Origin of the sequence: Actinoplanes sp. NPDC049316, from assembly GCF_040677315.1 — a bacterium.
Lineage (GTDB): Bacteria > Actinomycetota > Actinomycetes > Mycobacteriales > Micromonosporaceae > Actinoplanes.
This window is the reverse complement of record NZ_JBFAQM010000012.1, coordinates 95,189-119,134: the sequence shown is the minus strand read 5'-3', so window position 1 is coordinate 119,134 and position 23,946 is coordinate 95,189. Positions and strand designations below refer to the sequence as shown.

The following is a 23,946-nucleotide window of genomic DNA, read 5'->3' as shown; positions in this document are numbered from 1 at the left end:
GTTGTTCACCACTTGTTGCCCTCAGGAGAGCGCCGTGCCGAAGTCACAGGTTCGCAAGAAGAAGGTCTACACGCCGCCGACGGACATCCGTCCGGCCGCGACGGCCGCGTCCAAGAAGCCGAGTCCGGTGTGGCTGCCCGCCACGGCGGTCTTCTTGATCATCTTCGGCATCGCCTGGCTGGTCGTGTACTACCTCTCCGAGCAGCAGTACCCGGTCGAGGCGTGGCACTACTGGAACCTGCTCGTCGGCTTCGGCTGCATGGTCGCCTCGCTGGCGATCCTGTCGCGCTGGCGCTGACGGACGGCTCAGGTCCGCGCCCGGTGCTTCCGGGCGCGACCGTCAGGCCTGTGGCGGGACAGCCCGCTGAGGCTTCGCCGTACCCTTCTGCCCTGCTCGCGGCCGTAACCGATGCCCGTGGGCGCAACCGGCCGTAGAGTCTGATCCGCCGACCGCGCACCCTGCCGGCCTCCCGGCCGCGGGGTGCGCTTTCGGCTGATCGGGCCCGGTCGTCGGTGAGACGAATCCAACCGCGATCTCCCGCACGCGCACTGATTACTCGTGGGTAACATGGTCGCCACCCCGACCGAGGAGGCACAACGCAGATGGGCATCGCGCAGATCGTCGCCACCGTCCTGGCGGGCGCCGTCACGCTCGTAGCGGTCGTCCTCGCGGTGCGTGCCGTCATGACGATGACCGCGGTGATCCGTCAGGGTCAGCCGGCGCCGGAGCGGTTCGAGAACAAGGGCTCCCGGACCAGGACCATGCTGGTCGAGACCCTCGGGCACACCCGGATGCTGAAGTGGAGCACGATCGGCGCCGCGCACTGGTTCGTGATGGTCTCATTCATGATCCTGTTCCTGCTGGTCGTGGAGGCCTACTTCGAGGTCGTCGACCCCGCGGGCGGCCTGCCGATCGTCGGGCACTGGACCGTGTACGGCCTGGTCACCGAGTGGATCGCGGTCCTCGGCCTGCTCGGCATCCTGTACCTGATCTACAAGCGGCAGCGCGACCGGCGGGCGAAGCGGAGCCGGTTCCTGGGTTCGACGATGTGGCAGGGCTACTTCGTCGAGGCGGTCATCCTCGGCGTCCTGATCTGCGGCTTCCTGATCCGCGGGTTCAAGGTCGCCAACGACACGTTCGAGTTCCCGGCGTGGGCCACCCCGGTGAGCCACGGCGTCGGCGCGCTGCTCCCGGCCGCCGAGGACGGCCCGACCTGGGTCGCCCTGGTCAAGCTGCTCATCTCGATGGCCTGGCTGATCACCATCTCGCTGAACGTGACGATGGGCGTGGCCTGGCACCGCTTCCTGGCGTTCTTCAACATCTTCTTCAAGCGCAACCCGGAGAAGCCGGCCGGGTCGGGCCTGGGCCCGCTGCGGCCGATGATGAGCGACGGCAAACCGCTGGACTTCGAGGAGGCCGATCCCGAGAAGGACCAGTTCGGCGTCGCCCAGGTCGAGCAGTTCACCTGGAAGGGCCTGCTGGACTTCTCCACCTGTACGGAGTGCGGCCGCTGCCAGTCGCAGTGCCCGGCCTGGAACACGGCGAAGCCGCTGTCGCCCAAGCTCCTGGTGCTGTCGCTGCGCGATCACGCGTACGCGAAGGCGCCGTACCTGCTGGCCGGCGCTGGCAAGGACCTCACCGGTGAGGAGAAGGCGACCGAGGAGCAGCTGAAGGGCGTCGACGTCCTGGCGCTCGCGGAGGCCGACCGGCCGCTGATCGGCACCGAGGCCGAGAACGGCGTCATCGACCCGGACGTGCTCTGGAGCTGCACCACCTGCGGCGCCTGCGTCGAGCAGTGCCCGGTCGACATCGAGCACGTCGACCACATCGTCGACATGCGCCGATACCAGGTGCTCATCGAGTCGAGCTTCCCCGCCGAGGCCGGCGTCATGCTGCGCAACCTGGAGAACAAAGGCAACCCCTGGGGCGCGCCGCAGAACACCCGCGAGGACTGGACCAAGGGCCTCGACTTCGAGATCAAGCGGGTCGGCGAGGACGACTTCGAGTACCTGTTCTGGGTGGGCTGCGCCGGCGCGTTCGAGGACCGGGCGAAGAAGACCACCCGGGCGGTGGCCACGCTGCTGCACGAGGCCGGCGTCGACTTCGCGATCCTCGGCGAGGGCGAGACCTGCACCGGCGACCCGGCCCGGCGCATCGGCAACGAGTTCGTCTTCCAGATGCTCGCGCAGCAGAACGTCGAGACGCTGACCGAGGCGAACGTCAAGAAGATCGTCGCCACCTGCCCGCACTGCTTCAACACGCTCGGCAACGAGTACGAGCAGCTGGGCCTCAAGGTCGAGGTCGTGCACCACACCCAGCTGCTGCAGCACCTGGTCGCCGAGGGCAAGCTGACCCCGGTGCAGCCGATCGAGGGCGACGTCACCTACCACGACCCCTGCTACCTCGGCCGCCACAACCGGGTCTTCGAGGCCCCGCGAGAGGTGCTCGGCGCGGCCGCGAACGTCGTGGAGATGCCGCGCAACTCCGAGCGCTCCTTCTGCTGCGGCGCCGGCGGCGCGCGCATGTGGATGGAGGAGAAGATCGGCAAGCGGATCAACGTGGAACGCACCGAGGAGGCCCTCGCGACCGGCGCGAAGACCATCGCGGTCGGCTGCCCGTTCTGCTACACGATGATCGGCGACGGCGTCACCGGCAAGGGCGAGCAGGACAACGTCGAGGTCGTCGACGTGGCCAGCGTCCTGCTGCGCAGCATCAAGGGCGACAAGGCGCCGGCCTAGGACGCGGCCGCCACCGACACGGCCGCGACGAGCCGCTGCCGGGCCTCGGTCTCGGCGGCGGGCTCGACGCGCTCCGGGGCGGCGCCGCTCGTCCGCGGCGATGCGGTCTCCACCGCGCGCATGTGCCGGATGCCCGGTTCCGGCACAATGAGGGCCGAGGTGAACCGATCATGGACGGCCTGCTCCTGACCGCGGTGCTCCCGCTGGCGGCCTTCGCGTTGCTCACCGCGGGCAACGCGTTCTTCGTCGCCGCCGAGTTCGGGCTGGTCACCGTCGACCGGGCCGAGATCGACAAGCGGGCCGACGGCGGCGACCGCCGGGCCCGGACGGTGCGGCACGCCCTGCACGAGCTGTCCTTCCAGCTCTCCGGTACGCAGCTCGGCATCACGCTGACCACGCTGCTGACCGGCTACCTGGCCGAGCCTGCGCTGTCCCGGCTGTTCACGCCGATCATCGAGCCCGTCGCCGGCCGGCACACCGAGACGATGACGCATCTGCTCGCGCTCGTGCTGGCCACCGTACTGTCGATGCTGTTCGGTGAGCTCGTACCCAAGAACGCGGCCCTGGCCCGCCCGATGCGGGTCGCCCTCGCGACCGCGGCCCCGCTGCGTACCTTCTCGAAGCTGTTCGGCTGGCTCATCGGCGCGCTGAACGGCTCCGCCAACTGGCTGGTCCGCCGGCTCGGCATCGAGCCGCAGGAGGAGCTCGCCAGCGCGCGTTCCCCCGAGGAGCTGGGCCTGCTCGCCGCGATCAGCGCCCGCGCCGGCGCGCTGCCGGCCGAGACGGCGACGCTGCTGCGCCGCACGATCCGCTTCGGCGAGAAACGCGCGGCCAAGGCGATGACGCCGCGCGTCGACGTGGTCGGGCTCAAGACCACCGCGAGCGTCGCGGACCTGATCACGGTCGCGCGGGAGACCGGACACACCCGCTTCCCCGTGTACGAGTCGACGCTCGACCTCGTCATGGGCGTCGTCGGGGTGCCGGACGCGCTCGGCGTGCCACCGGACCGCCGCGCCTCCACACCGGTGTCCGCGGTGGCCCGTGAACCGATCTACGTCCCGGAGAGCCTGGGCCTCGACAAGGTCCTCGCCGCGCTGCGCGAAGCCGACGCCGACCTGGCCATCGTCGTCGACGAGTACGGCGGCACGGACGGCGTCGTCACCGTCGAGGACCTCATCGAGGAGCTGGTCGGTGAGATCGCCGACGAGTACGACCTGGACGTCACCGAGGCGGGCAGCCAGGAGCTGACGGCCCCCGACGGCGGCCGGACGTTCCTGGTCGACGGGCTGCTGCGCGAGGACGAGGTGGTGGAGCAGACCGGCTTCCGGCTGCCGGAGGGCCCGTACGAGACCCTCGCCGGGTTCCTGCTCGCCCGGCTCGGTCACATCCCGGTGCCGGGCGAGTCCCTCGAGGAGGAAGGCTGGGAGTTCACCGTCATGGAGGTCGACCGGCACCGCGTCGAACAGGTACGCGTCGTGGCACCGCCGGAGCCGGCCGATGACTGAGCTCTTCGTGACCGTGGCGCTGCTGCTCGGCAACGCGGTGTTCGTCGGCGGCGAGTTCGCGCTGATCGCGTCGCGGCGTACGGCCCTGGAACCGCTCGCCGCGACCTCGCGCCGGGCCCGCTGGGCGCTGTCCGCGATGAACCAGATCCCGCTCATGATCGCCGGGGCGCAGCTGGGCATCACGATCTGCTCCCTCGGCCTCGGCGCGATCGCCGAGCCGGCGGTGGCCCACCTGCTCGAGGGCCCGTTCGCCGCGGCCCACCTGCCCCAGGGCGCGGTCCACCCGGTCTCCTTGGTGGTCGCGCTGGGCATCGTCGTCTTCCTGCACACGGTGGTCGGCGAGATGGTCCCGAAGAACATCACGCTGGCCGGGCCCGAACGCTCCGCGCTCATCCTCGGCCCGTTCATGCTGGCTTTCTGCACGGCGACCCGCCCGGTCCTGACGGCTATGCGCTGGGCGGCGCGTACGGTCCTCGGCCTGTGGAAGGTCGAGGCGACGGACGCGGTGAAGACGGTCTTCACGGCGGAGGAACTGGCCGGCATGGTCACCCAGGCCCGCTCGGAGGGCCTGCTCGGCACCGAACAGTACGAACGCATCCACGCCGCCCTCGGCCTCAACGAGAGGACCGCGGCGGACACCCTGCGCCCCTGGTCGGGCGTGACAACCGTCGCGGACGACGCGTCCCCGGCCACCATCGAGGCGCTGTCCACCCGCAGCGGACGGTCCCGGTTCCCGGTCGTGCAACGCGAGTCGCGGCGCGTGCTGGGCTTCGTACACGTCAAAGATGTCCTGGGTTATGAAGGCGCGCAGCGCCGCCTCCCCATCCCGGCGGAGATCATCCGCCCGCTCGCCGTGGTCCCGCCGGACCGCAACCTCGCCGACCTGCTGCTGACCATGCGCCGCGACCGGCGGCACATCGTGCTGGTCAGCGAGGGCCGGCGGCCGCTGGGGGTGATCGCGCTGGACGACGTGCTGCACGCCGTCGTGGGCGAGCCGGCCGCGCGACCCGCGAGCTAGTGGACCCGTTCGACCGACCCCTTTCGGGGTGTTTTACCGCACTTTTGCGCTCTCTCGGAGTTTGAGCGGCGGAAGTCAGCGGCCCGGTCCGGACAATAGCCGCATGTTCGACACCCGCCGGTCCTGGTTCACTCCCGTCGGCGCGCTGGCGGCCACCGCCGTCCTCGGTGCCGGCCTGCTGGTCGCCGCTCACTTCGCCCAGCGCAGCGACGCCGCGCCCCGCCTCACGCCGCTGGTGCTGCCCCGCGCGTCGGGCGGCGTGCTGCCCCCCGCCGACTTCGGCTTCGAAGCGCCTCCCGAGCCCGGCCGCATCGGCGTGGCGGCCGCGCCGGTCACCGTCCGCTACACGTTCGACGGCGGGGTGACCGAGCCGATCACGGACGTCCACGGTGGCTTCGAACTGCGCGCCCTGAGCCAGAACGGCGGAACGCTCAGCCTCGTACCCCAGGGCCCGGGTCTTGCCGTCCAATACCCGGCCCGGTGCACCCTGCCGCGCGAGCGCGACTGCCCGCGGGCGATCCTCGAGGGCACCCGCGACGACAGCCTCAACCCCGGAACCCGCCCCCTGCAGTACGGCGCCTCGATCCTCATGACCCACGGTGACCTGGCGGACGGCGCGAACGTCGTCCAGAAGGGCTATTCGGTCGGCGGCGTCAGCCAGTTCAAACTCCAGGTGGACCATCGCGAGGGCCACCCCAGCTGCGTCATCGCCAGCCGTACGCGCATCTACCGCGCCGAACCCCGGGCCGACGTGGCCGACGGGGCGTGGCACGACCTGCTCTGCACGCGTACGGGCAACCGCCTGACGCTGAGCATCGACGGCACGGAACGCGCCTCCGTACCGGTGCCGGCGAACCTGTCGATCGCCAACGCCGAGCCGCTGCGGGTCGGCGGCAAGGGCGCCAACAACGGCAACGATCAGTACGCGGGCCAGATCGACAACGTCTTCCTGACCATCGGCTGAGGTGACCGGAACGGGGCAGCCGGAAAGCCGGCGCGATGGTAAGAAACGCTCATGTTTCTTCGCGCTCCCCGCGGACTGCTCCGCGGGGCACTGACCCTTGCCCTGGCGGCGTCCGCCACGGTCGTCGGATCCACGGTCGCCCAGGCCGCGGCTCCCCAGCTCGCCCTGTCCGCCCTGTCGTGGGAACAGTCCTCGGTGGACGTCACCACGGACTACGCCGCCAACAAGCTGACCTGGACGGTCACGAACACGGACCCCGATGCCGAGTCCGTGCGCGGCACCGTGACGATGCGCATGCGCAGCTCCGTGACCGGCGCGCTCGTCGGACACGACTGGGTGGCACGCTACGAATACGGCCAGACCTGCTGCAGCGACGCCGGATACGTCTCCGGTACACCGCAGGAGTCGACGTACCAGTTCCACCTCCCGGTCCGGCGGTATTCCGACGCCGCCACGACGACCTGGGAGGTCACCAAGCTGACGATGGACTCCGACGATGCGTCGGCCGCTGTCTCCGGTGCCCGGCTGAAGTCCTTCGGGTACGCGTTCAGCGCCCGTACGCTGATCGACTCGTCCGGCCCGACGGTGGACTCCATCAGCCTCGGCGGTTTGCGGAAGCCGTACCTCTATGTGGGTGACCGCTCGGCCACCGCCCTCTACGACTTCACCGTCCAGGACGGACAGTCGGGCTTCTGGAAGGGCACGATCAAGCTGGCCGGTCCCGGCGGCCAGAGTGTCACGACCCCGTTCACATGGGAGCGTGAGGACTACAGCACCGGATTCCGCTGCGGCTCCGTCAGCGGCGGCGACCGCGACGGCACGTACATGCCCTGCTCGATCGGCGTGACCCTCCCCGCGGGTGCGGCCGCCGGTAGCTGGCGCGTGGCGTCGCTCGTGCTGAAGAACAACGCCGGCGGGCAGACGACGTACAAGAACCCGACCGCGCCGTCGATCACGGTGACGTCGAACGCGGCCGTGCAGGCCGACGACTTCACGATCAGCCCCAACCCGGTGGACAACTGGCGCGACTCCGCGAAGACGGAGCTGTCCATGTCGGTGACGGGAGCTCGCAAGGGCGTCTCGGCCGTCCGCGTCGACTTCGAGTACGGCGGGTGCTACGCCTCCGGCGACCCGATCGTCAAGGACGGCCGTATCGCGGTCGCGGTCACCATGTACCGCCAGATCGAGCGGTGCAGGGTCGAGGGCATCGCGGTCGTCGACGGCGGCGGCGCCGTCGCGCTGTACGGCCCGGCGTACGCCGCGCCCGACCCGGGCCTCACCGTGAACCGCCTGCCGAGCACCACCGCCCCGGTCGTCCTCGGCGCGAGCCTCGACCCGGCGACGCTGACGGCGAGCGAGGCGAGTTATCGGTCGCCGACGCTGACCATCCGGGCCGCGGTGCAGACGGCCCCGGTCGACGGCATCAGCGTCTACCTGTACGACACCGACGGCGAGGTGGCCTCTCAGTCGTTCGGTGGCACCAGCCAGGCCGAGGACGGCACGGTGACGAGCTGGGTGTACCTGCCATGGGACATCAAGCCGGGGCGCTACACCGTGGGCTTCGGCCTGGACGACGCCGCGGGCCTGAGCAGCCACTGGGACATGGCGGACCGCTCCGACAGCCGTTCGCTGCCCGGTGGCCCACTGGTCCTGACGATCACCGAGGACTGAGCGGCTTTCGCCGGTCCGGCGACCACTCGCCGGGGGCTTCGCCGGTCCCGCGGCCACTCGCCGGGGCCTGAGCCGGCGCGCCCGGATGGTCGGTTCACGGGGCGAGTCACCTGCGTGGTGCCTCGCCCCGGCGCCCTAAGCCTTGGCGCGCTGGTTGATGCGTACCTGATTGCCTGCGGGGTCCCGGAACGCACAGTCCCGGGTCCCGTACGGCTGGTCCATCGGCTCCTGCAGCACCTCGGCGCCGGTCGCCCGGATCGACTCGAACGTCTCGTCGACGCTGTCGGTCTCCAGGACGAGCCCGGACAGCGACCCCTTGGCCAGCAGCTCGCGCAGCGCCCGGGCGTCATCGTCGGGCCGGGCCACCCCCGCCGTCTGCAGCACGATGCCGAGCTCGGGCTGCGCCGGCGGCCCGACGGTCAGCCAGCGCGCGCCCTCCATGGAGACGTCCTGGCGTACCTCGAAGCCCAGGGCGTCCCGGTAGAAGGCCAGCGCGGCCTCGTGGTCGTCCACTTCCAGAAACGTGTACTTCAGCGAAAGGTCCATGCCCGGAACGCTACGAGGCGGGGCTGACCTGCGCTTCTCGAAACCTGCTCGGCCGCGTGACGAGTTTCGCCCAGCACCCCGGGATCGGCGCGAGCTCATCGTGGTTCCGCGCCCGGTACGCGCTCGGGCTCTCCCCGACGAGCTCCGTGAACCGCGTACTGAACGACCCGAGCGACGTACAACCCACAGCCATGCACACGTCGGTGACGCTCATGTCACCCCGCCGGAGAAGCGTCTTGGCCCGCTCGATGCGCCGGGTCATGAGATAGCTGTACGGCGACTCCCCGTACGCGGCCCGGAACTGCCGAGAGAAGTGCGCCGGAGACATGTACGCGGCCCGAGCCAGCGCGGGAACGTCGAGCGGTCGCGCGTACTCCCGGTCGATCAGGTCCCGCGCCCGCCGCAGGTGCTTGAGCTCCTCGGGCTTCACCGAACCACCATAAACCCCGGCGACGGGCGCCGACGACCGTAAACGACAGTGCAGACGCCGGCCCAGGCGGCCGGCTGCTACTCGCTCAACTCGGGCAGCAACGGCGCCCTGGCCGCGCACGTCCCGGCGTACACGTAAACGGTGGTGAAGGGCAACCGCGGAGGCCTGCCGGTCCCCCTGACCTTGGGCCCCTCCTGCCTCGCCCGGGTGACCGACGTCGCGCCGGACGTCTTCCATGTCGCCCCCCGGCGACATCGTCCTGGACACGGCGCTGCTCGCCGCGGGCGGCGACGAAATCCTCGTCGGCTGGGTCGGCCTGGGCAGCTCGGGCACCGGCAGCGACCGTACGGACCGCATGCGCACGGTGTGGCGCGACGGCGTCTTCGCGGAGCGCGCGCTATGCGCCAAGGAAACGCTCCCGCCATCAGACGCGTCCACCAGCCTGCTGCCAGCGCCCCCCAGGACGGTCGTCTGCAGGCATCGCCGCCGTCGCTGCTATGGATCAATAGGGCGGCTTTGTGTATTGGTAAACGAGAAACGAGATCCAGGCCGCCTGGAGAGTCAACAGTATGGCGGGTCCGACCCAGCGGACGCGAGGTAGCAGGAGCCACCAGGCGATGCTGGGTACGGCGAGGCACGCCACGACGCATGCACAGAACAGGGCGAACCAGAGCTGCCAAGGATGATCAGAGAAAATGCCGCCGTCGTACTGCCACGACGCTGCGACGCTGGAGGCGGTGGCGAAGAACTCGCCAACCACCATCAGGAGAACTGCGATGATCGCTCGCACCAGCAGCGGTATCCGGGTAAGGCGGTTGCCGGCCGGACCTCCGTTCGTTCTTGGCACTTCAGTCACCGGTCAGTCTGGACGTCGTCCACACCCAGGCGTGACCGCAAGACCCCATGGCTTGTTTCACTCTTGCTCGTCTCTTTCGTTGTTCGGGCGGGGCTTGGATGCGATTAGCGCTTTGCCGGAACCGCCCGTGTGACCTGTCCGGCCGAGTGTCTCCGGGACGCATACCGGCGGTGGTGCACCGGCCCGTGGTGCTGGTGCGCTCGGTGAGCCTGTTCGAGCGCAGTGCCGGTGGGAGCACTAACGCAGGAAGGTGACGAATGGGGCCGCCGCCATGATCGCTATTTCAACACGCGAATGGTGTTGGCACCGATGAACGGACACAGTTGCGGCGCAGCGCGCCGTACAACGACAGGGTGGTGTCGACCCGCGGCGATCGAGGAACAGGCCGCCACGACGTTGGCGCCCGCGCCGACTCGCACCGCCCGCCTCGCGGGTCGACATCGGCCATGGATGGCCCAAGCGCCGGCCGTGGCTTAGAAAGACGAAGGCCCAGGACCGGGATCTCGTCCCTGGCCTGGGCCTTTGCGTGGAGCGGGTGACGGGAATCGAACCCGCACTGTCAGCTTGGGAAGCTGATGTTCTGCCATTGAACTACACCCGCGGGCGGCCCCACTGTACCCGATCGACGGGCGTTGTGGCGGGGCCGCCCCGCAAGTGTGCAACGGTGTCGCCTGCAGCGCGTGGCGATGTCGCCCCGCGGGGCGCGGGCGATCTGGCCCCGCAGCGCGGAGCAGTCAACCCCTCGCGAGATCCGCGGCGGTGATGCCCCGCGAGGGGCCGGCCCCCCGAAGGGGGCGTGGCGAGAAGTAGGCGCCGGCGGACGTGGCGCGGCCCAGCTCCCTCCAGGCCTGGCAGCGCCCCGCGTACGCAGGTTGCGGTGTCCGGCCGGCGCCTACGAACTGGTGGTGGCCGTGGCTAGGTCTTGGAGGCGGATGCCGAGTGGGGCGCTGCGGGGGTTGAGGTCGGCGGTGTGGGGTGGGCGCGGTGGGTTGGGGGCGGCGGTGGGGCGGTCCTGGTCGCGGTCGGGGCGTCGGGTGGGGGTGGTGAGGGTGACCGTGGCCGCTGACTCGCGGAGCGGTGCCGCTGGGGTTGGGGTGGATAAGCCCAGGGTTGGGTCGCGCCACGTGAGGGTGATGGGCGGGTAGCGGAGGCTCATGGCGAGCGGGAGGGCGCCGGCTGGGCCGTGGCGGCGGAGCATGGCCGTTTCGATGGTGAATTCGAAGAGGCGCCAGTCGACTCGGGGGGAGGCGCGGAGGGCGTCGGCGAGCTGGGCGACGACTGTCTGGTCGGTGACGAGGTGGGCGTGGCCGGTTACGTACGCCTCGTCGTCGCTTTCCTCGGGTGGGTAGGAGTGGAGGGCGTAGCGCCCGTCGCGTTCGAGGTCGCGGCGTTTGGCCGAGTCGACCACGAAGCAGTAGAGGCCCTTGTCGGTGATCACCGGCGAGACCGGGTGCACGCGCGGGCCGCCGTCGGCGCGCACGGTGGCGAGGTAGCCCATGCCAGGGCCGTACTGCTGGAGCAGTGCGCGGACGGCCGCGGCCAGGTCGGGCTCGGCGGCGGCGAATTCGGACCAGGAAGCCATGGCGACATCGTATCGAACATATGTACGAGAAGACCACTCGACGCGCCAGAAAGCACGGATCGGGTGACGTGCGGAAGGCCTGGTCACAGCGGGTGCTGAGGTGGCCACTCACTGCGCGGGGGTTCACTGAAAAGGGATTCACCGAGAGCCAGGGGAAGGCAGACGGAGGCACACGGGGCTGCCGACAGCGGGCGTGTCGGGTGGTGACCAGGCCGCAAGCGGAGATGCCCTGATCGGTATGGTGTCCCGATGCTGCTCTCCGACCGTGACCTGGTCTCCGAGATCAAGTCGGCCAACCTCGCGCTCGAGCCGTTCGAGCCCGAGCTGATGCAGCCGTCCAGCATCGATGTGCGGCTGGACCGCTTCTTCCGGGTGTTCAACAACCACCTGTACACCCACATCGACCCGGCCGAGCAGCAGGACGACCTGACCGCGCAGGTCGAGGTCGCCGACGGCGAGCCGTTCGTGCTGCACCCGGGCGAGTTCGTGCTCGCCTCGACGCTCGAGGTGATCACGCTGGGCGACCAGCTGGCCGGCCGGCTCGAAGGCAAGAGCAGCCTCGGGCGTCTCGGACTGCTCACCCACTCGACGGCGGGCTTCATCGACCCCGGGTTCTCGGGGCACGTCACGCTGGAGCTGTCCAACGTGGCCAATCTGCCGATCAAGCTGTGGCCCGGCATGAAGATCGGCCAGCTGTGCATCTTCCGGCTGTCGAGCCCGGCGGAGCACCCGTACGGTTCAGCGGTCTACGGCTCCCGCTACCAGGGCCAGCGCGGCCCCACGCCGAGCCGCAGCTCGCACAACTTCCGCACCTGGCCGACCAGCTGAGAACGCCGACGAAAGCCGGCGAAGACAGCAGGCGCGCCGGCTGAAAGGGGCGGCGAAGTCCGCCAAGGAGAGTGGGCGGGCCCGCGAGGAAAAGCGGACGCGAGCTCAGGACAGGAAGACCTGGGCGGCCGCCCGGATCTCCGCCATCGGCAGCTGCGGCGCCGGATCCGCCGACAGCACCTGCAGCGCCACGTGGTCCGCTCCGGCCGTGAAGTGTTCCTCCACGCGGGCCCGTACCGTCTCGGCGTCGCCCCACGCGACCAGCGTGTCCACCCAGCGGTCGCTGCCCTCGCCGGCGAAGTCCTCGTCCGTGAGGCCGTACCGGCGCAGGTTGTTGGTGTAGTTGGGCAGGTTGAGGTAGATGGCCGTGCCGCGCCGGCCCGCGGTGCGGGCGGTTGCCGGGTCGGTGCCGAGGAAGATCTTCTGCTCGGGGATGAGGAGCTTGTCCGGGCCGAGGATCCGGCGGGCGTCGGCCGTGTGGGCGGCCGGCACGAGGTACGGCAGTGCGCCCGCCGCCGAGGTCGACGCCAGCTCCAGCGCCTTCGGGCCCAGCGCCGCCAGCATGCGTTCGCCGGCCGGGACGTCTTCGAGTTCGGCGAGGAACGAGCGGAGCTTGCTCAGCGGGCGTACGTACTGCTGGCCGGTGGCTTCGACCGCCGGTGCGTGACCCATGCCGAGGCCCAGGTAGAACCGGCCGGGGAAGCCGTCGCGCAGGCGTGCCGTGCTGGCTGACAGGGTCTTCGGATCGCTGCGCCAGATGTCCACGATGCTCGTGCCGACGACGAGCCGCGCGGTCGCCGCGAGGGCCGCGAAGGGCAGGGCCAGGTCGTCCGCCGGGCTGCCACCGATCCAGAGCGACCCGTACCCGAGGTTCTCGATCTCAGCTGCCGCCTCGGCGACGGCCGCGGCGTCGGCCGGCCAGTGCCGGCCGCTGGTCCAGAGTCCGAAGCGCCCGATGTCGTTCATCCTTCGGATCGTACGATTGCCGCGAGCTTCCCGCCTGAGAGGAACACCACGTGTACCTGATGATCTCGACCTACCTGGCGCCGCTCGACGAGGTGGACAAGGCTCGCGACGACCACCTGGCGTTCGTCGCCGGCCTGGAGGAGCAGGGGCTCGTCGTCTCCGCCGGCCGGCAGGAGCCGCCGGTGGGCGGCGTGATCCTGTTCGATGTGGACTCCGAGCAGGAGGCCCGGGATCTGATCGCGCAGGACCCGTACGTGCAGCGCGGCCTCGCCGAGTACGCGGCGACCGGCTGGAAGCCCACCCGCGGCGTGCTGGCCACCTGGAAGCGCCCCGCCTGATCGAGTGAGCCGGTCGCCGGCTTCGGTGCTGTAGCTCCAGTCCCGGCCCTGCGAGATGTAGTCGCCGGGGTCGCCGGAGAGGGTGAAGGTGCCGGACGTGACGGGCTGGGCGTGTGCGGCTCCGGGAGCCGGGAAGGCTCCGGCGGCGGCCGCGAGGGACGCGAACGCGAGCGCGGCGCAGCGGCGTACGTGTGTGGTCCTGGCTTCGCCCCGTATTCATGAGTGCCGATCTGGCGGGACTCACTCTAGGGGAGTGGAATGACACTTTGGACGGTCACTGCAGGCGCTGCGGGCGGAGCTTTCCGGCCTGGCCGACGATCATGTTGATGAGCAGGGTGTTGAGCAGGACGCCCGCCGCCACGCTCAGCCACAGCATCGCGATGGCGAGCCAGCCGTCGCCGAGCAGGAAGACCGGCGCGAAGATCACCGAGACGGGCGCGGTGAGGCCGATCAGGTAGGCCGCCGCGGCGGACGGCTCGTGGTCGCCGGTGGCGAGGTTGCCGCCGAGCAGGATCACCGCGCTGGTCGCGACGGCGAAGGCATAGATGCGCGTTATCCAGTTACCGAAGAGGAATCTGGTCATGCGGACCATCCTTGTGAGGCTCCGCGGCGTGTTCCTGAGTAGCGCTACCTAGGCGGGGCCGGGTACTCAGCTCAGATCGGCTCCGGTGAGCAGGCCCCTGATGCCCAGCTCGGCCGCTACCTCAGCCGGACATTCGTTCACGATCACGGCCGTGCCCACGACAGCCGCGCCGAGCGTGCTCATCAGGGCGTACAGGCCGCGGGCCTGGGCGCCGGTCACGGCCCAATCGTCCACCACCAGGACGCGGTCGGCCGGACCGATCAGGCGGGTGCGTACGCCCAGCCGCTGCGCGTCCCCGCGGTGATCGGCCGGGACGTCGGCCCAGGTCATCGGCTCGGCGATGGGCCGGCGGGCACCCATCCGGTACGCCTCTGCGAACCCCGCCCGGAGCGCCCGGGCCACCAGCGGGCCCACGAGGAACCCGGTGACCTCCGGCGAGACGACGACCGTGGGCGCGGCGTCGGGGAACAGGCCGGCCAGGCCGGGCCCGAGACCGGCGAGGATCCGTGGGTCACGCCACCACCCCGAGCGGTCGCTGACGAGCAGATCGCTGCCCGGCTCCGGCTCGGTCCAGCGGAACTCGGCCCGCAGCAGGTCACGCAGATCTGATGGCACATCGACATCGTGTCACCGGCGCCATAGCACCTCCCGGCCGGCCGGTCAGAACCCGCCCGAGATTAGCGGCCAAGTTGATGCAGCCGCTGGTGTCCATCAGGCATGCTGTTCGGCGTACTCATGCCTAAGTCGCCGTCGGGCCGCGTCCCGCTCAGTCCTGGTTCCCGCGCCGGTCTCGGCGCGGCCCTCGTGCTGCTCGCGGCCGTCGCCGGGCTCGAGCTGTCCGACGGCGCCGAGGCGAACTACGTCGGGCTCTTCGCGGCCGTGCCGTTCCTCGCCGCGGTCTTCGCCTACTGGCCGACCGTGCTCGCCGTCGGGGCCCTCGCGGCCGCCGCGGGCACCGTGTTCGCGACCGGGGACCGCACCTTCGGTTCGGTCGACATGATCAACGTTCTGGGCATCGTGCTGGCCACCGGCATCGCCGCCGCGGTGGCGACGATCCGGGAGCGCCAGGCGCACCGGATCGCCGAGCTGCTGCGGCTCGCCGCGGTGGCCCAGCAGGCGGTGCTGCGCCCGCTGGGCCCGCAGGTCGGCTCGCTCGCGGTGGCCGGTCGCTACATCTCCGCGTCGGCCGCCGCGGACATCGGTGGAGACCTCTACGAGGCCCTGGACACGCCGTACGGGGTCCGCATCATCATCGGCGACGTGCGGGGCAAGGGCCTCGACGCCGTACGCCTGGCCAGCATCGTCCTCGGCTCGTACCGGCATGTCGCGTACGAGCGGTCCGACCTGCGCACGATCGTGGCCGACCTGGACCGGGCGGTGGCCCGCAGCGTGGGCGACGAGGACTTCGTGACCGCCGCTCTCGTGGAGGAGCGCGGCGGCACGCTGACGATCGTCAACTGTGGACATCCGGCCCCGCTGCTGCTGCGCCGCGGCCAGGTGATCGCCCTGGACCCGCCCGCGCCCGCGCCCCCGCTGGGGTTCATGCCGGTCGCCCGGCCCCGGGTGGAGCGGCTGGAGCCGGGGGACCGGCTCCTGCTCTTCACCGACGGGCTGGGCGAGGCCCGCCGCGACGGCGAGTTCTTCCCGACCACCGACCGCGCGTGGCGGCTGCTCGGGCACGGCACGGTCGGCGACGGCCTGGCCTCGCTGGAGACGGCCCTGGTCGACTGGGTGCACGGCCGGCTCGAGGACGACATCGCGCTGGTCCTGCTGGAGTACGCCGGACCCGACGGCGGGCCGGTCGTACCCATGCCGAGCTGGGAAGTCGGCGCGGCCGGCAGCTAGGCCTTCGTCTCGGACCTGGTCGGCTCCGGCCCGGCCGGCGTCGTCGGCGCTTGCGCAGCCGCTGCGGGCTCGGCCGTCTCGGCGTCCGGTCCCGGGGCCGGAACCGGGATCACCGGCACCGCGGCGCGGGCAGCGACGGTCTCCGGCTGCCGGTGCCGGCCTACGTAGTGGCGCGGCTGGTCCGCCTGACGCGGCTCCGGAATCAAACTCTTGATCGTCGCGAACATGAGTGACCTCCCCGGGTCTGCGTACGTCCTGCGCGTACACACGAAGCAACGAGGCGGCGCACACGTCGATACGTGCCCGCGGCGCGGCGGCTTGCAAATGTCCGAACGGCTGTGTGTTTTCCCACCCGATCGGAGGGGTTTGGCCCCCCAGACGCCGCACAAACCGGGTTTCGACTGGTGACTTGTCGGTCCCTACCGATGGGTAATACAGTGGTGGTTACTGACGGGTAACTCGCGTCCGGAGATCGGGGCCAGACTTCATGACTCACTACAAGAGCAACCTGCGCGACCTCGAGTTCAACCTCTTCGAGGTCTTCGGGGCGGATCGCGCCTTCGGCCAGGCGCCGTTCGACGGCATCGACGCCGACACGGCGCGCGACGTGCTCGCCGAGGTGAACCGGCTCGCCCGGGAGGACCTCGCGGCCAGCTACACCGACGCGGATCGCAACCCGCCGCGGTTCGACCCGGCGACGCACACCGCGCCGCTGCCCGATTCCTTCAAGAAGTCGTACGCCGCGTTCATGGCCTCCGAGTTCTGGCGTCTCGACCTGCCTGAGGCCCTCGGCGGCACGCTCGCCCCGCGGGCCATGTGGTGGGCCATCGCGGAGCAGATCCTGGGCGCCAACGCCCCGGTGTGGATGTACTCGTCCGGCCCCTCCTTCGCGCACGTCGTGCACGTCGAGGGCACCCCGGAGCAGAAGAAGTGGGCCAAGCTCTTCGTCGAGAAGCAGTGGGGCTCGACCATGGTCCTCACCGAGCCCGACGCGGGCTCCGACGTCGGCGCCGGCCGCACCCGGGCCATCCCGCAGCCCGACGGCTCCTGGCACATCGAGGGCGTCAAGCGCTTCATCACCTCGGGTGAGCACGACCTCACCGACAACATCATCCACTACGTGCTCGCGCGTCCCGTGGGCGTCGAGGGCGTGGGCGGCCCGGGCACCAAGGGCCTGTCGCTGTTCATCGTGCCGAAGTTCCACTTCGACCCGGAGACCGGCGAGCTGGGCGAGCGCAACGGCGTCTACGCCACGAACGTCGAGCACAAGATGGGCCTCAAGGTCTCCAACACCTGCGAGATGACCTTCGGCGAGCACGGCACCCCGGCCAAGGGCTGGCTGCTCGGCGACGTGCACCAGGGCATCCGGCAGATGTTCATGATCATCGAGTACGCCCGCATGATGGTCGGCACCAAGGCGATCGCCACCCTGTCGACGGGCTACCTCAACGCGCTGGAGTACGCGAAGAACCGCGTTCAGGGCGCCGACCTCGTGCAGAACTCGAACAAGGCGGCCCCGCGCGTCACCATCACCCACCACCCGGACGTACGCCGCTCGCTGATGCTGCAGAAGGCGTACGCGGAGGGTCTGCGGTCCCTGGTCATCTACACCGCCACCTGGCAGGACAAGGTGTACATCGCCGAGGCGGCCGGCGACACCGAGGCCGCGAAGACCGCGAGCAGGGTCAACGACCTCCTGCTTCCCCTGGTCAAGGGCGTCGGCTCGGAGCGGGCGTACGAACTGCTCGGCCACGAGTCGCTGCAGACCTTCGGCGGCTCGGGCTTCCTGCAGGACTACCCGCTCGAGCAGTACGTCCGCGACGCCAAGATCGACACCCTGTACGAGGGCACGACCGCGATCCAGAGCCTGGACCTGATCTTCCGCAAGATCGTGAAGGACCAGGGCGTGGGGCTGGCGACCGTGGCCTCCGAGATGCAGGGCTTCGTCGAGAGCGAGGCCGGCAACGGTCAGCTCAAGGAGGAGCGGCTCGCGCTGGGCAAGGCGCTGACCGAGCTGCAGGCCATCCTCGGCGTGCAGATGGGCTGGCTGCAGGCGGTCCAGGGCGGCGACACCCGTGAGCTGTACCGGGTCGGCCTGACCTCGCGGCGGGTGCTGCTCGCGCTCGGCGACGTCGTCGTCTCCTGGCTGCTGCTGCGCGGCGCCGAGGTGGCCCTCAAGCGGCTCGGTTCCGAGCTGAGCGCCGCCGACAAGGCGTTCTACGAGGGCAAGATCGCCGCGGCCCGGTTCTTCGCCCGCGAGGTGCTGCCCCGCATCGGCGCTGACCGCCGGATCATCGAGAACACCACGCTCGACCTGATGGACCTGCCCGAAGAGGCGTTCTGAGACTTCGTGCTCTCCTGAAGACGGAAAACCGGCGGACAAGGGCGTCCGCCGGTTTTTCGTGTCCTCAGCCGCGGGCCGTGTGCTCCGCGATCAGCGGCATCGAGCCCGGCTCCGTCGCCGACCAGTCGTCGACCTCGTGGACGGCGATGCCCGCCGTCTTCAGGCCCTCGGTCGCCGAAGCGCCCGAGTCCGGGCGCAACAGCAGCGAGACGTCCGAGATGGTCGGGTTGTGCCCGATCACCAGGACGGTCTCGACGGATTCCGGTACGGCCCGCAGCAGGTCGACGACCTCCGTACGGCCACCGTGGTAGAGGCCGTCCTCGTAGCGGACCTCGGGCGCCTCGGCCTCCGGGGCGGCCTGGGGCAGCGCCACCGCCACCCCGTGCCAGGTCTGCCTCGTACGGGTCGCGGACGAGCAGAGCACCAGGTCGGGGCTCAGGTTCTGGGCGGCCAGCCAGGCGCCGGCGGCACCGGCGTCAGCCCGGCCGCGATCGGTCAGCTGCCGCTCGAAGTCGGGCAGCTCACCGGGGGTCTCGGCTTTGGCGTGGCGGAGCAGGACGAGCTTTCGCGCGGTCATGACATGAGCATGCCTGATTGAGGATTCACGCGGCTGGGTAGACACCCTCATCGACGTATTGCCGCGGCTCGGTGCGGCAGCCACGAGCCAGGGAGGTCCTCGATGGGCATCGGCGGAAGCATCTTCCTTCTCGCGTTGGGGGCGATCCTCGCGTTCGCCGTCAACGCCGACATCAGCGGTCTGGACATCAACGTGGTGGGCTACGTGCTGATGCTGGCCGGCCTGGTCGGTCTCATCATCACGGTCTGGTTCTGGAACAGCCGCCGCCGTACCACGGTGGTCGACCAGCGCCCGGTGGTCCACGACGACGGTCAGGTGGTCCAGGAGTACCGCGAGACGACCCGGCGTCAGGCCCCGCCGCCCCCGCCGCCCGGGTACGGCGCGTAAGACACCCGCGGGCGCCGCTCCGGATTCGGAGCGGCGCCCGAGTCGTTTCTCAGGCCAGGGCGGCGCGGACCGACTCGGCCAGCGGGGTCGCGGGACGGCCGAGCAGCTTCTCCAGGTCCTCCGTGCCGGTGAAGAGGGCGCCGTTCGCGGCGGCCCGGTCCGAGTCGGCCAGCACGGCGGCAAACCCCTCGGGTACGCCCACCCCGGCCAGGAACTCCGTGTACTTCTCCGGGGTCAGGTTGGTGTACGTGACGTCGCGGCCGGACTGGCGTCCCACCTCGGCCGCCAGCTCGCTCAGCGTCACGCCTTCGCCGCCCAGCTCGTACACCTGCTGGTCGATGCCGTCCGCGGCGATGGCGGCCGCGGCAGCCTCCGCGAGCTCCGCCCGGGTCGCGATGCTGAGCTTGCCTTCGCCGGCGGCGCCGTAGAGACCGTGCTCGAGGGCGCCCTTGAGGTCGTAGTTCTCCAGGTACCAGCTGTTGCGCAGGAACACCGACGGGATGCCGGACTCGGTCAGCGCGCGCTCGGTGGCGGCGTGCTCGGTCGCCAGGATCATGTCCGAGGTGTCGGCGTGCGGGATGCTCGTGTAGACGATCTTGCCGATGCCGGCGTCCTTGGCGGCCGCTACCACGTTCTGGTGCTGCTGGATGCGCTTGCCGGGCTCGCTGGCGGAGACGAACAGGAGCTTGTCGGCGCCCGCGAACGCCGCGCGCAGCGACTCCGGCTCGTCGTACGAGGCGCGCTTGACGATCACGCCGCGGCCCGCCAGATCCTGGATCTTCTCGACGCTCCGGCCGATCGCCACGATCCGGCCGGCGGGTACCCCGCGGTTGAGCAGCGACTCGACGGCGTGACGGCCGAAGTGCCCGGTGGCGCCGGTGACGACGATGGTCATGACTGAACTCCCTGGTCTCATAGGGCGGCCGGTCGACCGCCGTACGAGCACAACCGGGCAGGTCGGCTGACACTTCCCGATGGAGAGTGAGCACCTTGAAGTGCAGTACTCACCTGAGGGATAGTGTGCAGGTGGAGACCAGTGTGTACGCCAAGAACTGCCCCAGCCGGCAGGTGCTGGACCGCATCGGCGACGCCTGGAGCGTGCTGATCGTCGGATCGCTCAAGGGCGGCCCGCTGCGCTACACCGAGCTCGCCCAGCGCATACCCGGTGTCAGTCCGAAGATGCTCACCCAGACGCTGCGCGGCCTGGAACGCGACGGTCTGGTGACGCGTACGGTGCACCCGGTCGTCCCGCCGCGCGTCGACTACGCGCTCACGACCCTCGGGCGCAGCCTGCTCGGCCTCGTCGACGCCCTGCAGCAGTGGGCGGAGACCCACATCGGCGATGTCATCGAGGCCCGCGAGGCCTACGACGCGCGTGCCACCAGCCAGTCCAGCGCCGCGTCGGCGTGATTCAGGATCGAGATGTGCCCGTCCTCCGGGCCCAGCCGTAGCTCCGCGCCGGGTATGCGGGCGGCGAGCCACTCGCTGTGCGCGCTCGGCACGACCAGGTCGCGGCCGCCGTGCACGAGCAGGGTCGGTGCGGCGATCGCCGCCGGATCACAACCCCAGGACGACACGTACGCGCGGTCGTCGGCGTCCTGTGCCTCCCGGCCACCGGCGACGGCCGGCTCGACCACCTCGGAGAACCACGACCACGGACCGTCGAACATCGCCCAGTCCGCCGGGATGAAGTCCACATCCTCGGCGTCGTACGTGCCTCCCGCCGCGGCCGCGCGCAGCGTCGCCGCCCCGGTCGGTCCCATGCCGGCGAACCAGTCGAGCCCGTCGGCGTCGAACGGGGCCAGCCCGGAGATGCTCACGACGGCGAGGACGCGGCCGGTCAGCCGGGCGGCGCAGGCGAGAGCGTGCGAGCCGCCACCGGAGTGGCCGGCCACAGCGAACCGGTCGACCCCCAAAGCGTCCGCGACCTGCGTCGCATAGCCGGCCGCGTCCCCCACCCCGCGACCCGGGTGCGCGGCTGACCCGCCGTACCCGGGACGGTCGTACGAGATCCACCGGATGCCGGACCGGCGCAGCGGGCCGGGCGGAGTCCCGATGTTGGGGGTGCCGTGATGCCACAGGACCGGAAGCCCGTCCCCGCCCGTGTCGTAGACGTGCAGCGACCCGACCGGGAACTCACGTATAGAGGGCGAAGTAGATCGCGATGTGGTGAGAGAGCGCCGCTACCAGCGTGCAGGCGTGGAAGAACTCGTGGTGGCCGAAGACCTCCGGCCACGGGTTCGGCCGGCGCAGCGCGTAGAACACCGCACCGACGCTGTAGATGACCCCGCCGGTCGCCAGCAGAACCAGGGTGGCGACGCCGCCGGTGTGCAGGACGTCCGGCAGGATCGCGACGGCGCCCCAGCCCAGCGCCAGATACAGCGGCGCACCCGCCCAGCGGGGCAGGTGCGGCCAGATGCTCTTGAGGGCGACCCCGCCCAGCGCGCCACCCCAGATCAAGCTGAGCATCAGCGTGCTCTTGCCGCCGTCGAGCAGCAGCACGCAGAACGGCGTGTACGTCCCCGCGATGAAGATGAAGATCATCGAGTGGTCCATGCGCCGCATGATCTGGTAGCCGCGTTCGCTCCAGATCCGCCGGTGATACAGCGCGCTGATGCCGAACAGCCCGCAGACCGTGAAGCTGTAGATCAGGCAACTGAAGAACGGTGACCAGCCCGGACGCGTCGCCGCGATCGAGCAGAGCACGATGCCGCAAGCGAGGGCGACAAAGAACGCGTACTGGTGCAACCGGCCGCGGAACCGCGGCTTGCCGACATCGGCAGGCTTCATCCGGAACGGGGTCGAGGTCGTCACGCCTCTCAGGTTACGACACCGTAGGTTACTAGCGAGTAGTGATCCTGATCCCTCAGGCGTCCAGCCCGCGAAGAATGAGGGGCAACCGGTTCGGCGCGCTGTCGTCGATCTCGATCGGGACGCCCCAGTCCTGGCGCGTGAGGTGGCAGGCGGCGTGTTCCACGTCCGCGTCGCACGTCGCGGCCTGCGCCACGACCTGCAGGATCCCCTTCGGTACGGCCGGGTTGAGCACAAGCCGCCGGGAGAGGTCGGTGCCGGTGCCCTCGCCCTCCAGCAGCAGCTCGGGAGGCGAGGCGGACACGACCAGGCGGGTGGACGGGCCGTACGTCGTGTCGAGCTTCTGACCCGGCGCGGGAGTGAACACCACGTCCAGCGTGACCTCGCCGGGCGCGAGCTTCGACGGCGGCCGTTCGGTGCGGTGGCGTTCGCCCTCGACGGTCTTCACCGCCCCGGGCGCGAGCCGGACCAGACGATGCGCACCCGACTCCACCACGAACACGTCGCCGCCGCGGGTGACGAGGATGTCACTCGGCTCGGCGAGCCCGGAGTCCACCGTGGACACCTCGCCGGTCGCCGGGTCGTACCGCCGGACGGCGCCGTTGTACGTGTCCGCGACCAGCACCGAACCGTCCGCGAGCGCACCCACACCCAGCGGGTGCTGCAACAGCGCCTCCGTCGCGGCGCCGTCGACGTGGCCGAAGTCGAAGAGCCCTTGGCCGACGGCGGTGTGCAATTCGCCGTCCTCGATCCAGCGGAGGGCGGACGTCTCGCTATCGGCGATCCACAGCTTCGTCCCGTACGCGGACAGGCCCGACGGCTGAGCCATCCACACGTCCGGCAGGGGGCCGTCCCGCAGCGACTCCACGGTCGTGCCCGCGTACACGCCCGTCGTCCCCTGCTCGGGGTCGAACCACCACAGCTGGTGGATGCCGGCCATCGCGATGATGACGCGGCCGTCGTACCAGGCGACGTCCCACGGCGACGACAGCGAGACGCCGTCGTCCTCGGCCGACCGCCACGGCCGGCCGGTGCCGGCGAGCGTGGAGACCTCGCCGGTCTCCAGGTCCAGGCCGCGCAGCAGATGATTGACGGTGTCGGCGACCACCACGGTCCGGCCGTCCGGCAGGAGGCAGAGGCCCTGCGGCTCCGAGAAGCTCGCCCGGTCCGCGGGACCGTCGGCGCGACCCCGCTGCCCGGTGCCGATCCGCCGGACGAGCCGCTCGCCGTCCGGGGTCAGCTCGGCCAGCGAGTGCCGGGCCGAATCGGACACCAGCAGGTTGCCGCCGGGCAGCTCGACGACCTTGCCGGGGAACCGCAGCAGGGTCTCCTCCGCCGCGGGCGCCACGTACGGCCCGTCGCCGCGCCGCAGGGTGCCCTTCGCCTCGTGCGTGGCGATGAGCTCGTCGAGCAGGCGGGAGAGGCCCTCGGCGTGTCCCTCGCCGGCCATCGAGGCGACGACGTAACCCTCGGGATCGATCACGCTGAGGGTCGGCCAGGCCTTGGCGGCGTACTGCTGCCACATGACCATGTCGGCGTCGTCCAGGACGGGGTGGTGTACGCCGTACCGCTCGACGGCGGCGGCCAGGGCCTCCGGGTCCCGCTCGTGCTCGAACTTGGGTGAGTGCACGCCGATGACGACCAGCGCGTCGCCGTACTTGTCCTCGAGCGGGCGCAGCTCGTCCAGCACGTGCAGGCAGTTGATGCAGCAGAACGTCCAGAAGTCGAGGATGACGATCCGGCCCCGGACGTCGGCGAGCTTGAGGTCCTTGCCGCCGGTGTTCAGCCAGCCCCGGCCGCGGAACTCGGGGGCCCGTACGCGCGCGCTCATGCCGCCATCGTGCCCGATCGGCCGGGCGGATCCGGCGTCAGGAGGTGTGCGACGTGGCACAGCTGACACCGGCCGGCCGGTGTCAGCTGTGCGTGCCCGTCAGCCCTCGCGGCTCGCAGCCTTCG

Annotated in this window: 24 protein-coding genes, 1 tRNA gene and 1 pseudogene; 12 read left to right on the top strand and 14 right to left on the bottom strand. The window is 70.6% G+C overall.

Features of this window, described 5'->3' with window-relative positions; genetic code table 11:
• Window positions 1-34 precede the first annotated feature (34 nt).
• Both AB0K03_RS20185 and AB0K03_RS20180 read left to right on the top strand, forming a co-directional pair.
• Window positions 35-298: a cell division protein CrgA gene (locus AB0K03_RS20185; protein WP_249610185.1), complete on the top strand. Its 264-nt coding sequence runs from the start codon at window positions 35-37 to the stop codon at window positions 296-298.
• A gap of 305 nt (window positions 299-603) precedes the next feature.
• Entirely contained in the window at window positions 604-2,739 is a 2,136-nt protein-coding gene (locus AB0K03_RS20180) for a (Fe-S)-binding protein (protein WP_364686993.1), read from the top strand.
• Here AB0K03_RS20180 and AB0K03_RS20175 read toward each other — a convergent pair.
• Entirely contained in the window at window positions 2,736-2,861 is a 126-nt protein-coding gene (locus AB0K03_RS20175) for a hypothetical protein (protein ID WP_364686991.1), read from the bottom strand. The two genes, AB0K03_RS20180 and AB0K03_RS20175, sit on opposite strands and share 4 nt — an antisense overlap.
• 48 nt (window positions 2,862-2,909) lie before the next feature.
• Here AB0K03_RS20175 and AB0K03_RS20170 point away from each other — a divergent pair, with 48 nt between their 5' ends.
• From AB0K03_RS20170 to AB0K03_RS20155, 4 genes are all read left to right on the top strand, one after another.
• The gene (locus AB0K03_RS20170; protein WP_364686989.1) at window positions 2,910-4,244 is read left to right on the top strand and encodes a hemolysin family protein; all 1,335 of its coding nucleotides are present in this window, start codon (window positions 2,910-2,912) and stop codon (window positions 4,242-4,244) included.
• Window positions 4,237-5,262: a hemolysin family protein gene (locus AB0K03_RS20165; protein ID WP_364686987.1), complete on the top strand. Its 1,026-nt coding sequence runs from the start codon at window positions 4,237-4,239 to the stop codon at window positions 5,260-5,262. The genes AB0K03_RS20170 and AB0K03_RS20165 overlap by 8 nt, the downstream gene beginning before the upstream one ends.
• 103 nt (window positions 5,263-5,365) lie before the next feature.
• Window positions 5,366-6,226 carry a LamG-like jellyroll fold domain-containing protein gene (locus tag AB0K03_RS20160; protein WP_364686985.1) on the top strand — a complete coding sequence of 287 codons (861 nt, stop codon included), beginning with the start codon at window positions 5,366-5,368 and terminating at the stop codon, window positions 6,224-6,226.
• 51 nt (window positions 6,227-6,277) lie between these two features.
• Window positions 6,278-7,897: a hypothetical protein gene (locus AB0K03_RS20155; RefSeq protein WP_364686983.1), complete on the top strand. Its 1,620-nt coding sequence runs from the start codon at window positions 6,278-6,280 to the stop codon at window positions 7,895-7,897.
• 135 nt (window positions 7,898-8,032) lie between these two features.
• Here the strand turns inward: AB0K03_RS20155 and AB0K03_RS20150 are convergent, their stop codons facing one another.
• The 5 genes and pseudogenes from AB0K03_RS20150 to AB0K03_RS20130 form a co-directional block, all read right to left on the bottom strand.
• Window positions 8,033-8,443, bottom strand: coding sequence for a VOC family protein (locus tag AB0K03_RS20150; protein WP_364686981.1), 411 nt, complete (start codon window positions 8,441-8,443; stop codon window positions 8,033-8,035).
• A gap of 10 nt (window positions 8,444-8,453) precedes the next feature.
• The gene (locus AB0K03_RS20145; protein ID WP_364686979.1) at window positions 8,454-8,873 is read right to left on the bottom strand and encodes a helix-turn-helix transcriptional regulator; all 420 of its coding nucleotides are present in this window, start codon (window positions 8,871-8,873) and stop codon (window positions 8,454-8,456) included.
• A gap of 502 nt (window positions 8,874-9,375) precedes the next feature.
• Window positions 9,376-9,729 carry a hypothetical protein gene (locus AB0K03_RS20140; protein WP_364686977.1) on the bottom strand — a complete coding sequence of 118 codons (354 nt, stop codon included), beginning with the start codon at window positions 9,727-9,729 and terminating at the stop codon, window positions 9,376-9,378.
• A gap of 527 nt (window positions 9,730-10,256) precedes the next feature.
• Window positions 10,257-10,330 (bottom strand) — tRNA-Gly (locus AB0K03_RS20135).
• Between the two features lie 585 nt (window positions 10,331-10,915).
• Window positions 10,916-11,311, bottom strand: a pseudogene (locus AB0K03_RS20130) (pyridoxamine 5'-phosphate oxidase family protein); the annotation flags it as partial.
• Window positions 11,312-11,560: 249 nt separating this feature from the next.
• Between AB0K03_RS20130 and dcd the strand changes: the two are divergent.
• Window positions 11,561-12,139 (top strand): dCTP deaminase, encoded by a 579-nt coding sequence (gene dcd, locus AB0K03_RS20125; RefSeq protein WP_364686975.1) that lies wholly within the window; start codon window positions 11,561-11,563, stop codon window positions 12,137-12,139.
• 105 nt (window positions 12,140-12,244) lie between these two features.
• Here the strand turns inward: dcd and AB0K03_RS20120 are convergent, their stop codons facing one another.
• Window positions 12,245-13,105, bottom strand: coding sequence for a TIGR03620 family F420-dependent LLM class oxidoreductase (locus AB0K03_RS20120; RefSeq protein ID WP_364686973.1), 861 nt, complete (start codon window positions 13,103-13,105; stop codon window positions 12,245-12,247).
• 59 nt (window positions 13,106-13,164) lie between these two features.
• Between AB0K03_RS20120 and AB0K03_RS20115 the strand changes: the two genes are divergently transcribed.
• Complete coding sequence (locus tag AB0K03_RS20115) at window positions 13,165-13,443, top strand: YciI family protein (RefSeq protein ID WP_364687141.1); 279 nt, start codon at window positions 13,165-13,167, stop codon at window positions 13,441-13,443.
• Between the two features lie 274 nt (window positions 13,444-13,717).
• Here the strand turns inward: AB0K03_RS20115 and AB0K03_RS20110 are convergent, their stop codons facing one another.
• Complete coding sequence (locus tag AB0K03_RS20110; RefSeq protein ID WP_364686971.1) at window positions 13,718-14,026, bottom strand: SCO4225 family membrane protein; 309 nt, start codon at window positions 14,024-14,026, stop codon at window positions 13,718-13,720.
• Window positions 14,027-14,092: 66 nt separating this feature from the next.
• Window positions 14,093-14,641: a phosphoribosyltransferase gene (locus tag AB0K03_RS20105; RefSeq protein WP_364686969.1), complete on the bottom strand. Its 549-nt coding sequence runs from the start codon at window positions 14,639-14,641 to the stop codon at window positions 14,093-14,095.
• 102 nt (window positions 14,642-14,743) lie between these two features.
• Between AB0K03_RS20105 and AB0K03_RS20100 the strand changes: the two genes are divergently transcribed.
• Together AB0K03_RS20100 and AB0K03_RS20095 are read left to right on the top strand one after the other, a co-directional pair.
• Window positions 14,744-15,871 carry a PP2C family protein-serine/threonine phosphatase gene (locus tag AB0K03_RS20100; RefSeq protein WP_364686967.1) on the top strand — a complete coding sequence of 376 codons (1,128 nt, stop codon included), beginning with the start codon at window positions 14,744-14,746 and terminating at the stop codon, window positions 15,869-15,871.
• Window positions 15,872-16,358: 487 nt separating this feature from the next.
• Window positions 16,359-18,215, top strand: a complete 1,857-nt coding sequence (locus AB0K03_RS20095) for an acyl-CoA dehydrogenase (RefSeq protein WP_364686965.1) — start codon at window positions 16,359-16,361, stop codon at window positions 18,213-18,215.
• A gap of 64 nt (window positions 18,216-18,279) precedes the next feature.
• On the opposite strand, the gene AB0K03_RS20090 is transcribed toward AB0K03_RS20095, so the two are convergent.
• Window positions 18,280-18,792, bottom strand: a complete 513-nt coding sequence (locus AB0K03_RS20090; RefSeq protein WP_364686963.1) for a histidine phosphatase family protein — start codon at window positions 18,790-18,792, stop codon at window positions 18,280-18,282.
• Window positions 18,793-18,894: 102 nt separating this feature from the next.
• Between AB0K03_RS20090 and AB0K03_RS20085 the strand changes: the two genes are divergently transcribed.
• Window positions 18,895-19,179 (top strand): DUF6458 family protein, encoded by a 285-nt coding sequence (locus tag AB0K03_RS20085; RefSeq protein ID WP_364686961.1) that lies wholly within the window; start codon window positions 18,895-18,897, stop codon window positions 19,177-19,179.
• Between the two features lie 49 nt (window positions 19,180-19,228).
• On the opposite strand, the gene AB0K03_RS20080 is transcribed toward AB0K03_RS20085, so the two are convergent.
• Window positions 19,229-20,074: an SDR family oxidoreductase gene (locus AB0K03_RS20080; protein WP_364686959.1), complete on the bottom strand. Its 846-nt coding sequence runs from the start codon at window positions 20,072-20,074 to the stop codon at window positions 19,229-19,231.
• Window positions 20,075-20,199: 125 nt separating this feature from the next.
• Between AB0K03_RS20080 and AB0K03_RS20075 the strand changes: the two genes are divergently transcribed.
• Window positions 20,200-20,589 carry a helix-turn-helix domain-containing protein gene (locus tag AB0K03_RS20075; protein ID WP_364686957.1) on the top strand — a complete coding sequence of 130 codons (390 nt, stop codon included), beginning with the start codon at window positions 20,200-20,202 and terminating at the stop codon, window positions 20,587-20,589.
• Here the strand turns inward: AB0K03_RS20075 and AB0K03_RS20070 are convergent.
• The 3 genes from AB0K03_RS20070 to AB0K03_RS20060 all read right to left on the bottom strand — a co-directional run bounded on the left by AB0K03_RS20070 (window position 20,544) and on the right by AB0K03_RS20060 (window position 23,821).
• Window positions 20,544-21,215, bottom strand: coding sequence for an alpha/beta hydrolase (locus AB0K03_RS20070; RefSeq protein WP_364687139.1), 672 nt, complete (start codon window positions 21,213-21,215; stop codon window positions 20,544-20,546). The genes AB0K03_RS20075 and AB0K03_RS20070 overlap by 46 nt on opposite strands.
• A 100-nt stretch (window positions 21,216-21,315) precedes the next feature.
• Window positions 21,316-21,993, bottom strand: coding sequence for a PAQR family membrane homeostasis protein TrhA (locus AB0K03_RS20065; RefSeq protein ID WP_364686955.1), 678 nt, complete (start codon window positions 21,991-21,993; stop codon window positions 21,316-21,318).
• Window positions 21,994-22,045: 52 nt separating this feature from the next.
• Window positions 22,046-23,821, bottom strand: a complete 1,776-nt coding sequence (locus AB0K03_RS20060; RefSeq protein WP_364686953.1) for an NHL domain-containing thioredoxin family protein — start codon at window positions 23,819-23,821, stop codon at window positions 22,046-22,048.
• Between the last annotated feature and the right edge of the window lie 125 nt (window positions 23,822-23,946).